Genomic DNA, 14,322 nt, shown 5'->3' on the forward strand with positions numbered 1-14,322 from the left:
GTGCCCGTCGCCGGGCGACCCGCGCCGTGGCCGCCCCGGCCGCCGAGGCTCCGGCCGCGGAGACCGTCGCCGAGCCCGCCGCGGAGGAGGCCCCCAAGGCCGCCCGCGCCGTGACCGTCGCCGACGCCGTGGACGCCCCCAAGCGCGGCCGCCGCCGCGCCACCCGTTCCACCACCACGGCCGCCGCCCCGCAGCAGCCGGCCGCCGAGCCCGAGGCCGCCGCCGAGGCGCCCGCCGCTCCGGCCCGGCCCCGCCGCGCGGTGCGTCCCGCCGTCGCCGTCTTCCAGGCGCCGGTCTTCACCGAGCCGATGTTCCAGACCCCCGAGACCGCCGCCATGGCCGCCGCTGCCGCCGCAGCCGCGATCGAGGCCGAGGAGGCCGAGGAGGAGGAGGCCGAGGCCGCCGCTCCGGCCGAGCCCGTGCAGCCCGCCGGCCGTCGCCGTCGTCGTGGCCGCGGTGCCGCCGAGAGCGCGCCCGTCTCCCTGCCCGAGGTGCTCGCGGAGGAGGAGCCCGAGGCCGAGGCCGCCGCGCTCGACGAGGACTCCGCCGAGGCCGCGGAGTACGAGGAGGGCGACGAGTCGGGCGAGCGCCCCTCGCGCCGCCGCCGTCGCGGTGGCCGCCGCCGCCGTCGCGGTGAGGCCGCCGACCTCGACGAGTCCGCCGAGGAGGAGACCGAGGCCGAAGCCGCCGAGCAGGACGCCGATGAGGAAGAGGAGGAGGAGACCGAAGAGGCTCTCGGTTCCACCTCCAGCCGCCGTCGCCGCCGTCGCCGTCGCCGCAGCGGCGAGCCCGCCGACGTCACCGGCGAGTCCGCGGGCGACGAGGACGGTGTCCGCACCGTGGTCAAGGTCCGCGAACCCCGCCCGGCGCGCGAGAAGGCCGAGCCCTCCGACGAGGTCCAGTCCATCAAGGGATCGACCCGCCTCGAGGCGAAGAAGCAGCGCCGCCGCGAGGGCCGCGAGCAGGGCCGCCGCCGTGTGCCGATCATCACCGAGGCCGAGTTCCTGGCCCGCCGCGAGGCCGTCGAGCGCGTCATGGTCGTCCGCCAGAGCGGCGAGCGCACCCAGATCGGCGTCCTCGAGGACAACGTGCTCGTCGAGCACTACGTCAACAAGGAAGAGGCCACCTCCTACGTCGGCAACGTCTACCTGGGCAAGGTCCAGAACGTGCTGCCGTCGATGGAGGCCGCCTTCATCGACATCGGCAAGGGCCGCAACGCCGTCCTGTACGCCGGTGAGGTCAACTTCGAGGCGCTCGGCATGGCCAACGGGCCGCGCCGCATCGAGTCCGCCCTCAAGTCCGGCCAGTCGGTCCTCGTACAGGTCACCAAGGACCCGATCGGCCACAAGGGCGCCCGCCTGACCAGCCAGGTCTCGCTGCCCGGCCGCTACCTGGTCTACGTGCCCGAGGGCTCGATGACCGGCATCAGCCGCAAGCTGCCCGACACCGAGCGCGCGCGCCTGAAGACCATCCTCAAGAAGATCGTCCCCGAGGACGCGGGCGTCATCGTGCGCACCGCCGCCGAGGGCGCGAGCGAGGACGAGCTGCGCCGCGACGTCGAGCGTCTGCAGGCCCAGTGGGAGGACATCCAGAAGAAGTCGAAGCAGATCACGACCTCTTCGCCGTCCCTGCTGTACGGCGAGCCGGACATGACCGTGCGCGTCGTGCGCGACATCTTCAACGAGGACTTCTCGAAGGTCATCGTCAGCGGCGACGGCGCCTGGGAGACCATCCACGGCTACGTCTCGCACGTGGCCCCGGACCTGGCCGACCGGCTCCAGCGCTGGACCTCCGAGGTCGACGTCTTCGCGACGTACCGGATCGACGAGCAGCTCGCCAAGGCGCTCGACCGCAAGGTGTGGCTGCCCTCGGGCGGCTCGCTTGTGATCGACAAGACCGAGGCGATGATCGTCATCGACGTCAACACCGGCAAGTTCACCGGTCAGGGCGGCAACCTCGAGGAGACCGTCACCAGGAACAACCTGGAGGCGGCCGAGGAGATCGTGCGCCAGCTGCGGCTGCGCGACCTCGGCGGCATCGTCGTCATCGACTTCATCGACATGGTCCTGGAGTCCAACCGCGACCTGGTCCTGCGCCGCATGCTGGAGTGCCTGGGCCGCGACCGTACGAAGCACCAGGTCGCCGAGGTCACCTCGCTCGGCCTGGTCCAGATGACCCGCAAGCGGGTCGGCCAGGGTCTGCTGGAGTCCTTCTCCGAGACCTGCGTCCACTGCAACGGCCGCGGTGTCATCGTCCACATGGAGACGCCGGCGACGATCGGCGGCGGGGGCAACGGCAAGCGCTCCAAGCGCCGTGGCGGCCGCACCGAGTTCGACCAGCACGACCACGACGTCGAGACCGTCGAGACCGCCGACTCGGAGGCCTTCGAGTCCGAGGCCGAGGTGGCCGCCGAGGTCGCCGCGCCGAAGGCGCTGCCCGAGCCGGAGTTCGTCGCGGGCGAGGAGCTCTACAGCTCCCCGGCCGAGGCGGAGGCCGCGGCGGGCCTGAGCGGACGCCGCAACCGACGCCGTGCCACCCGCAAGGCCACCGCTCCGGCGGGTGCCCCGCGGGGCGAGGCCGCCGCGGTGCAGACCCCGGCCCCCGTGGCCGAGGTCGTCGCCGAGCCGGTGACCGAGCCGGCCGACACAGTCCTGGAGCCGGTCGCCGAGGTCGTCGCCGAGGCCGTCGAGGCCGCGGAGTCGGTCGAGGCCGCCGCGGTCGCCCCGGTCGAAGAGGCCGCGCCGAAGGGCCGTACCCGTCGCCGTGCCACCCGCAAGGCCACCGCGCCGACGGTCGCCGCCGAGCCGGCCCCGGAGCCGGTGGCGGAGGCGGAGCCGGAGCCGGAGCCCGAGCCGGCCCCGGAGCCGGTCGTGGCCGCCGAGCCCGCGCCTGTCGCCCAGCCCGAGCCCGTCGCCGCGGCCGAGGAGGCCCCGGCGGCTGAGGCCGCGCCGGCCCGTCCGCGCCGCCGTGCCACCCGCAAGGCCACCGCACCCGCCGGTTCCCCGGCGGGCGCCGCGGAGGCCGCCGTGGTGGTCGTCGAGGCCCCCGTGACCGAGCCTGCGGCGCCGGCCGAGGAAGCCGCGCCCGCCGAGGAGCCCGCGCCGGCCAAGAAGGCCGCCCGCAAGGCTCCGGCCAAGAAGGCGGCCGCGGCGAAGAAGGCCCCGGCCAAGAAGGCGGCGGCCGCCAAGAAGACCGCGGCCAAGAAGACGGCCACGACCAAGAAGACCGCGGCGAAGCGGGCGACGAAGAAGACCGCGGCGGCGGAGCAGCAGGCTGCCCCGTCCGTCTCGGCTCCGACCGAAGTCTGATCCGTCACGTGGCCGTGGGCCCCGCCGAAGGGCGGGGCCCACGGCCGTGCGGGGCCCGGTTTGACCCTCCGGAACCGGCCCCGTAACCTAGACCGTCGGCGTGTCCTGTACGCGCCGCGCTCCTGAGCACCTTCCTCCCGCTTCCCGCGCGCAAGCGCTGTACGGGAGAGGCCGCTCGTCCATTCCGGATCAGCGTGGGCCCCGGCCCGCCTGAGCGGCTGGCTTCAGGAGCATCCGTCCCGAGTGAGAGAGAGATCCGCGTGTACGCCATCGTGCGCAGCGGTGGTCGCCAGCACAAGGTTGCTGTCGGCGACATCGTTGAGGTTGACAAGATTTCCACTGCCAAGGTTGGCGACACGGTCGAGCTCTCGACCCTGCTCGTTGTCGACGGCGACGCCGTGACCAGCGACCCGTGGGTCCTGGCCGGTATCAAGGTCACGGCCGAGGTCGTGGACCACCACAAGGGCGCCAAGATCGACATCCTGCGCTACAAGAACAAGACCGGCTACCGCCGTCGCCAGGGTCACCGCCAGCAGTACACGGCGATCAAGGTCACCGGTATCCCCGCGGCTGCGAAGTAAGAGGGACTGAGACATGGCACACAAGAAGGGCGCATCGTCCACCCGGAACGGGCGCGACTCCAATGCCCAGCGGCTCGGCGTGAAGCGCTTCGGCGGTCAGGTCGTCTCCGCCGGCGAGATCCTCGTCCGCCAGCGCGGCACCCACTTCCACCCGGGCTCGGGTGTCGGTCGTGGTGGCGACGACACGCTGTTCGCGCTGCAGGCCGGTGCCGTGCAGTTCGGCACGCACCGTGGCCGCAAGGTCGTCAACATCGTTCCGGCCGCCTGATCCAGCTTCGGCTGATCGAGCGTTCGTAACTTCCCGAGGGCGGATCTCACCTCTTCCCGGCTCAGGCCGGGAAGAGAGGTCCGCCCTCGGCGCGTTGTCACATAGGCACGTTTAATGGGCAGCAAGGCCTGCCACCGGAATTTTCCGGACTATCCCCGCTGTATCTGGAGGAACAACCATGACCACCTTCGTGGACCGCGTCGAGCTGCACGTCGCCGCGGGTAACGGAGGCCACGGCTGCGCCTCCGTTCACCGGGAGAAGTTCAAGCCGCTCGGCGGCCCCGACGGCGGCAACGGCGGCCGTGGCGGCGACGTCATCCTGGTGGTGGAGCAGGCGATCACCACCCTGCTGGACTACCACCACAGCCCGCACCGCAAGGCGACCAACGGCAAGCCCGGCGAGGGCGGCAACCGTTCCGGCAAGGACGGCCAGGACCTGATCCTGCCCGTCCCGGACGGCACCGTCGTCCTCGACAAGCAGGGCAACGTCCTCGCCGACCTCGTCGGCCAGGGCACCACCTACGTGGCCGCCGAGGGCGGCCGCGGCGGCCTCGGCAACGCCGCGCTCGCCTCCGCCCGCCGCAAGGCCCCCGGCTTCGCGCTCCTCGGCGTCCCCGGCACCACCGGCGACATCGTCCTGGAACTCAAGACCGTCGCCGATGTTGCGCTGGTCGGCTTCCCGAGCGCCGGCAAGTCCTCGCTGATCTCGGTGCTCTCCTCCGCCAAGCCGAAGATCGCGGACTACCCCTTCACCACCCTCGTCCCGAACCTGGGCGTCGTCACCGCCGGCTCGACCGTCTACACGATCGCCGACGTCCCGGGCCTGATCCCGGGCGCCAGCCAGGGCAGGGGCCTGGGCCTGGAGTTCCTGCGCCACGTCGAGCGCTGCTCGGTGCTCGTGCACGTCCTGGACACGGCCACCCTGGAGACCGACCGCGACCCGATCGCCGACCTCGACGTCATCGAGGAGGAGCTCAAGCTCTACGGCGGCGGCCTGGAGAAGCGCCCGCGCCTCGTCGTCCTCAACAAGGTCGACATCCCGGACGGCCAGGAGCTCGCCGACATGGTGCGCCCCGACCTGGAGGCGCGCGGCTACAAGGTCTTCGAGGTCTCCGCGGTCGCCCGTACGGGCCTGAAGGAGCTCTCCTACTTCCTCGCCGAGGTCATCGCCAAGGCCCGCGCCCGCAAGCCGAAGGAGGAGGCGACCCGCATCGTCATCCGCCCGAAGGCCGTGGACGACGCCGGCTTCACCGTCGCCTACGACGAGGCCGAGGACGTGTACGTGGTGCGCGGCGAGAAGCCGGAGCGCTGGGTCCGCCAGACCGACTTCAACAACGACGAGGCCGTCGGCTACCTGGCCGACCGGCTCAACCGCCTCGGTGTCGAGGAAGCGCTCAAGAAGGCCGGCGCGCGTGCCGGCGACGGCGTCGCCATCGGCTCCGACGAGAACGCGGTCGTGTTCGACTGGGAGCCGACCATGATGGCCGGTGCCGAGATGCTGGGCCGCCGAGGTGAGGACCACCGCATGGAGGCGCCGCGCCCGGCCACCCAGCGCCGCAAGGAGAAGGAAGCCAAGCGCGGGGACTCGGCGCAGAAGGAGTACGACGAATTCCGGCCGTTCTAGTCCCCTCCCGAGGGAATCCGCGCCGGAGGGTTTGAAGGCGTCTTTATGCGGGTCGCCTAGGATCCTTCGGGTGAACAGCAGCAACCTCCCCACGGTCTCCGTCGTGGTCATCGCGTACAACGACGCCGGGCTCGTGGGCGAGGCCGTCTCCTCGGCCCTCGCCCAGGGCCCGGTGGTCACCGAGGTCATCGCGGTGAACGACGCCTCGTCCGACGGCACTGCGCGGGTGCTGGACGAACTGGCCTCCGCCCACCCCCGCCTCAAGGTCGTGCACCGGACGGAGAACAGCGGCGGATGCGGCACCCCGCGCAACGACGGGATCGCAGCGGCGTCCGGCCGGTACGTGCTCTTCCTCGACAGCGACGACATCCTGCCACCGGGCGCGGCGGACGCCCTGGTGAGCACCGCCGAGCGGCACCGCGCCCCGGTCACCGTCGGCGCGGCCGTGCGGCGCGAGCTGCCCCAGCACCACGACGTGCCGTGGATGCCCGGCCTCTACACCCCCGGCGACGTCATCGAGCGGCCGGCGGACCGGCCCGAGCTCGTCCGCGACACCCTGTGCGTCAACAAGCTGTACGACCGCGCCTTCCTGGAGGAGCACGGCCTGCGCTTCCCCGACGGCCGGTTCATCTACGAGGACTTCGTCTTCACCGCGCGCGTGCTGGCCTCGGCCCCCCGCATCGCCGTCACCGGCGACCTCGTCTACGTCTGGCACGTGCGCCGCAGCGCCGCCCAGGTGTCCATCTCCCTGGACCGCAAGGACGTCGGGAACTGGCGCTCGCGCATCGAGGCCCACCGCACGGCCGCCCGGACGCTGGCCGCCGCCTCCCCGGCTCTGGGCAGTGCCTGCCACGTGAAGTTCCTCGAGTACGACCTGCGCATGTACCTGCGCGAGCTCGGCGGCGATCCCGAGTACCGGGCGGCCTGGTGGACCCTCACCCGCGAGTACGTCGACACCTTCGCCGAGGCGGACGTCGAGGCCGCCACGGCGCACGCCCGCTGGGTCGTCCGCGTGCTGCGCGCCACCGCGACGCCGCCCGCCGACGTCGAGCGGCTCACCCGCCTGGCCGCGCAGCCGCCGCGCCTGCTGCCCCCGTACGCGGTCGGCGCCTCCGGCGAGCCGGTGTGGAGCGAGGAACTCCCCGTCGAGCTGGACGGCCTGGCGACACTGCCGGTCGAGGAGCTTCCCGTCACCGTCGACGCCGAACCGGCAGGCCGCGGCGCCGTCCGGATCCGGGTGCACGACCTCTACGGACGCCTCGCCGAGGCCGGCCCCCAGACCGCCCGCCTGAGCTTCATGCCCCGCGCGGGAGGCGAGCCCGTCCTCGCGCGCCCCGTCGACCTGCTGCCCGAGCGGGGCGGCGGCTGGACGGCCGTGCTGCCGTTCCGCCTCGCCGATCTGGCCGTCACCGGCCGCCGCCAGGGACTGCGCAGGATGCAGGCCTGGAACGTCGGGGTGGGCGTGCAGTGTGCCGACGGGAGCTCGGTGTTCACCTCCCTGCGCCCCCGGGGGCGGCTGCTGCGCCGTCGGGCGCTGCCCAGCAGCCGGTACGGTGTTCTGCTGGCGCAGCCCTACCGGACGGGGACCGGCGCCCTCGCCCTGCGCCTCGCGCCGGGCGCCGAGGGAGCCCTCTACCTCGTACGCAACCGCCTCCACCGGGCCCGGGCGGCCCGGGGGGCGGGCTGAACCCCGTGCACTCCGCTGCGCTTTCCCCACCGAAGTCGGACAGGACCAAGGAGATACACATGACGTTTCTGATCACCGGTGGCGCCGGTTACATCGGCGCGCACGTCGTCCGCGCGATGCTGCTCGCGGGGGAGAGGGTCGTCGTCCTCGACGACCTGTCCACGGGCAACGAGGACCGCGTTCCGGAGGGCGTCCCGCTGGTGGTCGGCTCCGTCCTGGACCGGCTGGTGCTGGAGAAGACCCTCCGCGAGCACAAGATCACGGGCGTGGTGCACCTCGCGGGCAAGAAGCAGGTCGGCGAATCCGTCGAGAAGCCGCTGTACTACTACCACGAGAACGTCCAGGGCCTGACGGTCCTGCTCCAGGCCGTGGCCGACGCGGGCGTGCGCAACTTCCTCTTCTCCTCCTCCGCCTCCGTGTACGGCATGCCCGACGTGGACCTGGTCACCGAGGACACCCCGTGCGCACCGCTGAGCCCGTACGGCGAGACCAAGCTGGCCGGCGAGTGGCTGGTCCGCGCCGCGGGCAGGGCGCACGGCATCTCCACCGCCTGCCTGCGCTACTTCAACGTGGCGGGCGCCGCGTCCCCGGAGCTCGCGGACACCGGCGTCTTCAACCTGGTCCCGATGGTCTTCGAGCGCTACGACGCCGGCCAGGGCGCCAAGATCTTCGGTGACGACTACCCGACGCCGGACGGCACCTGCATCCGCGACTACATCCACGTCGAGGACCTGGCGGAGGCCCACGTGGCGGCAGCCCGCAAGTTGGCCGAGTGGGCCGCGGCCGAGGACTACAAGGACCTCACCGTCAACATCGGGCGCGGTGAGGGCGTGTCGGTCGCCGAGATGGTCGAGCTCCTGAACAAGGGCACCGGGCACGACTACGCCCCGGTGATCAGCCCGCGCCGCCCCGGCGACCCGGCGAAGGTCGTGGCGTCCGCCGAGAGGATCAACACGGTGCTCGGCTGGGCGGCCCGCCACGACGTCAGCGAGATGGTCACCTCCGCCTGGGCGGGCTGGGAGGCCAACAAGCTGGCCCGCAAGGACGCGCACCGCGACGTCCACAAGGCCTGACCCGTCGGCCGGCTCCCGGCCGCACGGGAAAGCCGCCCGCCCCGGAGGTGTCCGGGGCGGGCGGCTTTCCCGTGCCCCGTGCGACTGTGCCTCAGCGCTCCAGGAAGGCGAACAGCTCCTCCCACCGGTCGGTGATCTCGGCGCCGGAGTAGCGCTTCACCGAACGGAAGGCGCTGTCGCCGAGCCGGTCGCGCAGCTCGCGGTCGGCCATCAGCGCGTCCAGGTGACCGGCGAGCTCCATCGTGTTGCCCAGCCGGGCCAGCAGCCCGTCCTCGCCGTGCTCGACGATCTCCCGCACGCCCGGCGCGCAGTCGAAGGCGGCCGGAGCCACGCCCGCCGCCATCGCCTCCAGCAGCGTGATCGGGAAGCCCTCGGCGCGCGAGGCCTGCGCGAAGACCGAGGCCTCCCGCAGCGCGCCCAGCACGTCGTCGGTGCTGCCCATCCATTCGACGGAGTCGTCGAGGCCGAGCGCGGTGCAGTGCGCCCGCAGCGCCTCCTCCTCCACGCCCGCGCCGTAGATCCGCAGGACCCAGTCGGGGTGGTGCGGGGCCGCATCGGCCCACGCGTCGAGCAGCAGGTCGACGCCCTTCTCGAAGGCGAGGCGGCCGACGCTGGCCACGACCTTCCCGGTGCGCGGGGCAGGGGTGTCCGGCATGAACGGGATCGGGTTCGGCATGCTGCCGACGTTCTCCATGCCCGCCCGGATCCACAGGTCCGCGTCCTCGGGGGTCAGCACCAGCAGCCGGTCGACCTCGGAGTAGTACCGGCGCACCCGTTCGCCGCGGGTGGACTTCTGGCTGGCCTCGAACGACTCGTGGCTCATGCCGACGACGGACAGCCCCTTGGTGTCGGCGAGAGCCACCCACTCCATCGCCCAGACCTGGGTGACGATGACGACCCCGCCCGGACGGGCTCCGCGCAGCAGCTCGCTCAGCCGGTCCGCCTTGACCCGCATCTGTGCCCGCCGGGCCGCCTGGCGGCGCCGCTCGGGCGCGTTCAGCCTGCCCTTGATGCCGCGCAGCCGGCGTGCCGACGGCGGGTGGGCCTCGTACAGCGTGGTGGTCTCGTACGGCAGGTCCTGCGGCAGCTTCTGGCGGATCTCCTCGGCGACCGGCGCGATGCCGACGATGTGGACCTTGTGGCCGCGGTCGGTGAACTGCCGGGCCATCTGGTGCGACCAGGTGGTCACCCCGCCGATCTCGTCGACGCTGTTGGAGACGATGAAGATGTCCCGGCTCACTTGCCGCTCCCGGTGAAGAACTTCTCGACGATCTGGCGGGCCGCGTCCCCGCGGTCGTACTCGCCGAACTCGGTGAGGAAACGCTGCCGCGCCTCCGCGTACTTGGCGTCCGCCTCCTCGAAGGCCGCCAGCGCCTGCAGGAGTTCGTCCGCGGTGGCCACCACCGGGCCCGGGGCCTTCTCCTTCAGGTCGAAGTACGTGCCGCGGATGTCGGTGGCGTACTTCTCGTAGTCGTACGCGAAGAACACCATCGGCCGGTCCAGGACCGCGTAGTCGAACATCACGGACGAGTAGTCGGTGATCAGCCCGTCGGCGAGGGCCAGCAGCGGGGTGATGTCGTGGTGCCGTGACACGTCGACGACCCGGCCGGCGACCGACGGCGGCAGCGAGACGCTGTTGAGGTAGTGCGTCCGCACCAGCAGCGTGAAGCGGTCGCCGAGCCGGTCCGCGAACTCCTCCACGTCGAAGGGGAAGGTGAAGCCCTCCACCGCGCCGTCCGCGCCCGCCCGGAAGGTCGGCGCGTACAGCAGCACCTTCTTGTCCGGGTCGAGGCCGAGTTCGGCGGCGAGGGCCCCACGGACCCGCTCACCGCTGTCCGCCTCGGCCCGGTGCGCCTCGACGAGGGCGTCGTTGCGCGGGTAGCCCGTGCGCAGCAGCACCTCGTCACGCAGCCGGAAGCCCTTGGCGAGGGTGCGCGCGTCGTGCTCGGAGCGGATCAGGAAGTGGTCGAAGCGGTCGACGGCCGCCTGGAAGCGGGCCTGGCCGGCGCGTCCCTGCGCCTTGGTGCGTGGCTCGTGGAAGCCCATCCGCTTGAGCGCGGAGCCGTGCCAGGTCTGGATGTACGTGGTGCCGGGGCGCTTGGCGAGGGCCAGCGGGAAGCCCTGGTTGTCGACCCAGTACTCGGCCTGGGCCAGGGCGCGCAGGTACTGCCAGCTCCAGCGCTTGACCAGGGTGGCCTCCTTCGGGAAGCCGGTGGGCCTGGCGCCCGCGTACGACCAGACCGCCTCGAAGGGCACGCCCTGGCGGACCATCTCCTCGTAGATGGCCTTCGGGCTGTCGCTGTACTGCTTGCCCATGTGGCTCTCGAAGACGACCGTGCCCTTCTTGACGGGCAGCTTGGAGAAGACCTCGTGGTAGATCTTCACCTTCTGCTCGCCGGAGCCCATGTTCCGGCGGGCCCGCAGGGCCTTGCGCAGACCCCGCTTGACCACGCCCGCCGCCTTGCCCTGTATGGCGTTGTTGATCAGCGACTGGGTGCGGACGGCGGCGGCGCCCTCCGCGGTCAGGACGTAGGACAGGTTGCCCTTCTTGGTCATCTCCGCCGTGAAGCGGTCGGAGACCAGGCGGGTCAGCCGCGGCCGTACGCGCAACGGGGCCGCCGAGTCCAGGTCGAGGCCGCCGACCGAGACGCGGGTGGTGATCCGCTCGCCCCCGGCGGTCAGCTTGAGGCGGACGTCCCAGACGGCGTCGATGATGCCCAGGGGGCGCACGGTGCGGCCGATGTCGGCCGTGGTGTGCCACTCGATCGTGTCACCGGCGTGGCGCACAGTTGCCACCGGGAAGCTGAAGGAGCGCACGCCGACCTGTCGGCGGGCCCGCAGCTCCAGGGTGGCCTTCAGCTCCGCGTCGGCGTCGATGCGGCCCAGCGGGTTCACGACGGTGCCGGCCAGCGTGACGGTACCGCGGCCGTCGTCCTCGTAGGAGGTGAGGCGGTTGCCCAGGGTGAGTGAGGGGAGCGGGGTGGTGTGGAAGCCCTGCTCGGTGACGTCCAGTATCCGGCGGGCCTCGGCGGCGTCGGGGCCGTCGATGTGCTGCGCGCACCAGTAGACGCGGCCGTCGCGCTCGGCGAGCGCAGAGGTCAGCCGACCCTTGTTGATCATGGCGTCGGCGGCCGGGAGCAGGTTGTCCCAGTCCTCCTTGCCCAGCAGGTACGCGCAGATCGCCTGGAGGTGGGTGACGTGCTCGTACGCCTCCGGATCGATGCCGGCGAGGTATCCGTTGGCGAGGCCCGCGAACTCCTGGCGGTACTCGTCGCTCAGCAGCGGCAGGTCGCGCAGGTGCAGGACCAGGTCGTGCTTGAGGAACTTGGCGTCCTTCGCGGACTTGATGTCCGTGTGGCCCTTGGCCGCCAGCAGCTCGTCGACGCGCCGGTGGATCTCCATCCGGTGGACGAAGTTCGCGATCTCGTGGCGCCGGTTGCTGATCGACTTGGCCGCGGCCTTCTCGACCACGTTCCAGAAGTAGACGTGATTGGGGATCAGCGTGATGCGACGGGCCGCCACGTACGCCTGCGCGGAGAACAGCAGGTCCTCGTAGTGGATGCCGACCGGGAACTCCAGGCCCTGCTCCAGCAGGAACGCGCGCCGGTAGCACTTGTTCGTGGAGAGCGTGTCGTAGACCAGCAGGTCCGGGAACTCGGTGATCGACTCCAGCGTGCGGGTACGCGAGTAGATCCAGGGGTACCACTCGGTGGTCTTGCCCCACCGGTTGTCGAGGTGCACGCGTACGCACATGCCCGAGACCAGGTCGGAGCCGGTCCGCTCGGCGGCGGCCAGCATGTTCCGGCAGGCGTTGCGCTCCAGCACGTCGTCGCTGTCGAGGAACATCACGTACGTTCCGGTGGCCTGCTGGATGCCGTGGTTGCGCGGCGCACCGCAGCCGCCGCTGTTCTGCGGGAGCTGGAAGGCGCGCACCCTCCCCGGGTGCGCGGACTCGAGTTCCTGGGCGACCGCGAAGGAGCGGTCCTGGCTGCAGTCGTCGACGATCACGACCTCGACACTCTGGAGGGTCTGGTCGAGAACCGACTGGACTGCTGTCGACAGACGCTCTGCGTCGTTGTAGACGATGACGACCACGGAGACGTCGGGCACGTGCACCTCGATCCCTTCGTTTCGTTCCGCTCATTCCGCTTATCCCGTCAAAGCTACCGTGTGCCGCCCTCGGCTCAGGCAGGGCGACTCTCGGCCGCCCTCGCCGTGCATACTTCTGAGGAAGAGGTGAGAGGCGGGTCCGGTCGCCACAATCACCCGTTCGGATCCAGCAGGAAGTGTTCATGACCAAGCTGTCCGTAGTTGTCCCCTGCTACAACGAAGAAGCCGTCATCGACAGCTTCGACGCCGAGATCCGGAAGGTCCTGGACGCCCTCCCCGTCGAGTACGAGGTCTGCTACGTCGACGACGGAAGCCGCGACGGGACCCTCGACAAGCTCCGGAAGATCGCCGCGGAACACGGTGAACAGACGCGCTACGTCTCCTTCAGCCGCAACTTCGGCAAAGAGGCCGGCATGCTCGCCGGGCTGCGCGAGGCCACCGGCGACGCCGTCGTGATCATGGACGCCGACCTCCAGCACCCGCCTGAGCTGATCGCGACCATGCTCGAGTACTACCGGCAGGGCCACGACCAGATCATCGCCCGCCGCACCCGCGAGGGGGACAAGAAGGTCCGCTCCGCGCTCAGCCGCCTCTACTACCGGGGCGTCAACCGGTGGGTCGACGTCGAACTCACCGACGGCGTGGGCGACTTCCGGATGCTCTCGCGCCCGGCCGTGGACGCCCTGCTGTCCCTGCCGGAGTACAACCGCTTCTCCAAGGGCCTCTTCTCCTGGATCGGCTTCGACACCGTCCACTTCGACTACCGCAACGCACAGCGAGAGGCCGGCGAGACCAAGTGGAAGTTCGGCGCCCTGCTGAACTACGGCATGGACGGCCTGATCTCCTTCAACAACCGGCCGCTGCGGATCGGCATCTGGTTCGGCGTGTCGCTGGTCGCCCTGACCGGCCTCTACGCGCTGTGGATCACCGTCATGGCGATCACGAACGGCGTGGACGCCCCGGGCTACGTCACCCTTGTGGCCATCATCACGGGGCTGGGCGGCGTCCAGCTGATCATGCTGGGCCTCGTCGGCGAGTACATCGGCCGCATCTACTACGAGACCAAGCGCCGGCCGCACTTCCTGGTGAAGGAGTCGCACGGCTGCGAACCCCTCCCGAGGACCGCGGGGACCACCCCGGCCGAGGAGCCGACGATCGTGGAGCGCAGCGGCCGATGACCCGCAAGGAGCAGCTCGGCCAGGTATTCCGCTTCGCCCTCGTGGGCGGGGTCAACACCGGCACGTTCTTCGGCATCTACCTCCTGCTGCACCCGTGGATGCCTTACTTCGCCGCCTACTCGCTCGCCTTCGTGCTGGCGATGGTCGGCTCGTTCTTCATGAACACCTACTTCACCTACCGGACCCGGCCGACCTGGAAGAAGTTCCTCCTCTTCCCGCTGACCAACGTGACCAACTACGTCATCCAGTCCGCCGGCCTCTACGTCCTGGTCACCTGGGCCGGGATGGACACCCGGATCGCCCCGCTGGTCGCGGCGGTCGTGGCCATCCCGTTCACCTTCCTGCTCTCGCGCAAGATCCTTGTTCCGGGCGCGGCCCGGGCCGCCGCCGAGCAGGAAGAGCGCCAGGGGCGGGCCAGGAGCTCGTCCACGGTCTGAAACCCCCGAGCGGCCCCCGTCGGCCACCCCGTAGATTGAGGTGGCAGGCATTGAAG

10 protein-coding genes are annotated in these 14,322 nt (G+C 71.3%); 8 read left to right on the top strand and 2 right to left on the bottom strand.

The window, feature by feature from the left end; translation table 11 throughout:
• The 6 genes from ACZ6JS_RS05285 to galE form a co-directional block, all read left to right on the top strand.
• A partial coding sequence (locus ACZ6JS_RS05285; protein WP_469295903.1) for an Rne/Rng family ribonuclease occupies positions 1-3,308 on the top strand: 3,308 nt, incomplete at its 5' end.
• A gap of 260 nt (positions 3,309-3,568) precedes the next feature.
• Positions 3,569-3,889 (top strand): 50S ribosomal protein L21, encoded by a 321-nt coding sequence (gene rplU, locus ACZ6JS_RS05290; RefSeq protein ID WP_015033583.1) that lies wholly within the window; start codon positions 3,569-3,571, stop codon positions 3,887-3,889.
• Positions 3,890-3,902: 13 nt separating this feature from the next.
• A complete protein-coding gene (rpmA, locus tag ACZ6JS_RS05295; protein ID WP_030027134.1) occupies positions 3,903-4,157 on the top strand; it encodes a 50S ribosomal protein L27 in 255 nt (84 codons plus the stop codon).
• 178 nt (positions 4,158-4,335) lie between these two features.
• The gene (obgE, locus tag ACZ6JS_RS05300) at positions 4,336-5,781 is read left to right on the top strand and encodes a GTPase ObgE (RefSeq protein WP_469295905.1); all 1,446 of its coding nucleotides are present in this window, start codon (positions 4,336-4,338) and stop codon (positions 5,779-5,781) included.
• 70 nt (positions 5,782-5,851) lie between these two features.
• Positions 5,852-7,468, top strand: a complete 1,617-nt coding sequence (locus ACZ6JS_RS05305; protein WP_469295906.1) for a glycosyltransferase family 2 protein — start codon at positions 5,852-5,854, stop codon at positions 7,466-7,468.
• A gap of 59 nt (positions 7,469-7,527) precedes the next feature.
• Positions 7,528-8,541, top strand: a complete 1,014-nt coding sequence (galE, locus tag ACZ6JS_RS05310; protein ID WP_469295908.1) for a UDP-glucose 4-epimerase GalE — start codon at positions 7,528-7,530, stop codon at positions 8,539-8,541.
• A gap of 91 nt (positions 8,542-8,632) precedes the next feature.
• Here the strand turns inward: galE and ACZ6JS_RS05315 are convergent, their stop codons facing one another.
• Together ACZ6JS_RS05315 and ACZ6JS_RS05320 are read right to left on the bottom strand one after the other, a co-directional pair.
• Positions 8,633-9,781 (bottom strand): glycosyltransferase, encoded by a 1,149-nt coding sequence (locus ACZ6JS_RS05315; RefSeq protein ID WP_469295910.1) that lies wholly within the window; start codon positions 9,779-9,781, stop codon positions 8,633-8,635.
• Entirely contained in the window at positions 9,778-12,657 is a 2,880-nt protein-coding gene (locus ACZ6JS_RS05320) for a bifunctional glycosyltransferase/CDP-glycerol:glycerophosphate glycerophosphotransferase (RefSeq protein WP_469295912.1), read from the bottom strand. Before ACZ6JS_RS05320 ends, ACZ6JS_RS05315 begins: the two co-directional genes overlap by 4 nt.
• 176 nt (positions 12,658-12,833) lie before the next feature.
• On the opposite strand from ACZ6JS_RS05320, the gene ACZ6JS_RS05325 reads away from it, so the two are divergent.
• Complete coding sequence (locus ACZ6JS_RS05325) at positions 12,834-13,829, top strand: glycosyltransferase family 2 protein (RefSeq protein ID WP_469295913.1); 996 nt, start codon at positions 12,834-12,836, stop codon at positions 13,827-13,829.
• Positions 13,826-14,266: a GtrA family protein gene (locus tag ACZ6JS_RS05330; protein WP_469295914.1), complete on the top strand. Its 441-nt coding sequence runs from the start codon at positions 13,826-13,828 to the stop codon at positions 14,264-14,266. The genes ACZ6JS_RS05325 and ACZ6JS_RS05330 overlap by 4 nt, the downstream gene beginning before the upstream one ends.
• Positions 14,267-14,322: the final 56 nt, after the last annotated feature.

The sequence above is a fragment of the Streptomyces sp. NPDC046349 genome (assembly GCF_055587885.1).

Bases quoted from the DNA above. Each gene is read 5' to 3' on its own strand.
- rpmA (WP_030027134.1), top strand. From the start codon at position 3,903: ATGGCACACAAGAAGGGCGCATCGTCCACCCGGAACGGGCGCGACTCC.
- ACZ6JS_RS05330 (WP_469295914.1), top strand. From the start codon at position 13,826: ATGACCCGCAAGGAGCAGCTCGGCCAGGTATTCCGCTTCGCCCTCGTG.
- ACZ6JS_RS05325 (WP_469295913.1), top strand. From the start codon at position 12,834: ATGACCAAGCTGTCCGTAGTTGTCCCCTGCTACAACGAAGAAGCCGTC.
- galE (WP_469295908.1), top strand. From the start codon at position 7,528: ATGACGTTTCTGATCACCGGTGGCGCCGGTTACATCGGCGCGCACGTC.
- obgE (WP_469295905.1), top strand. From the start codon at position 4,336: ATGACCACCTTCGTGGACCGCGTCGAGCTGCACGTCGCCGCGGGTAAC.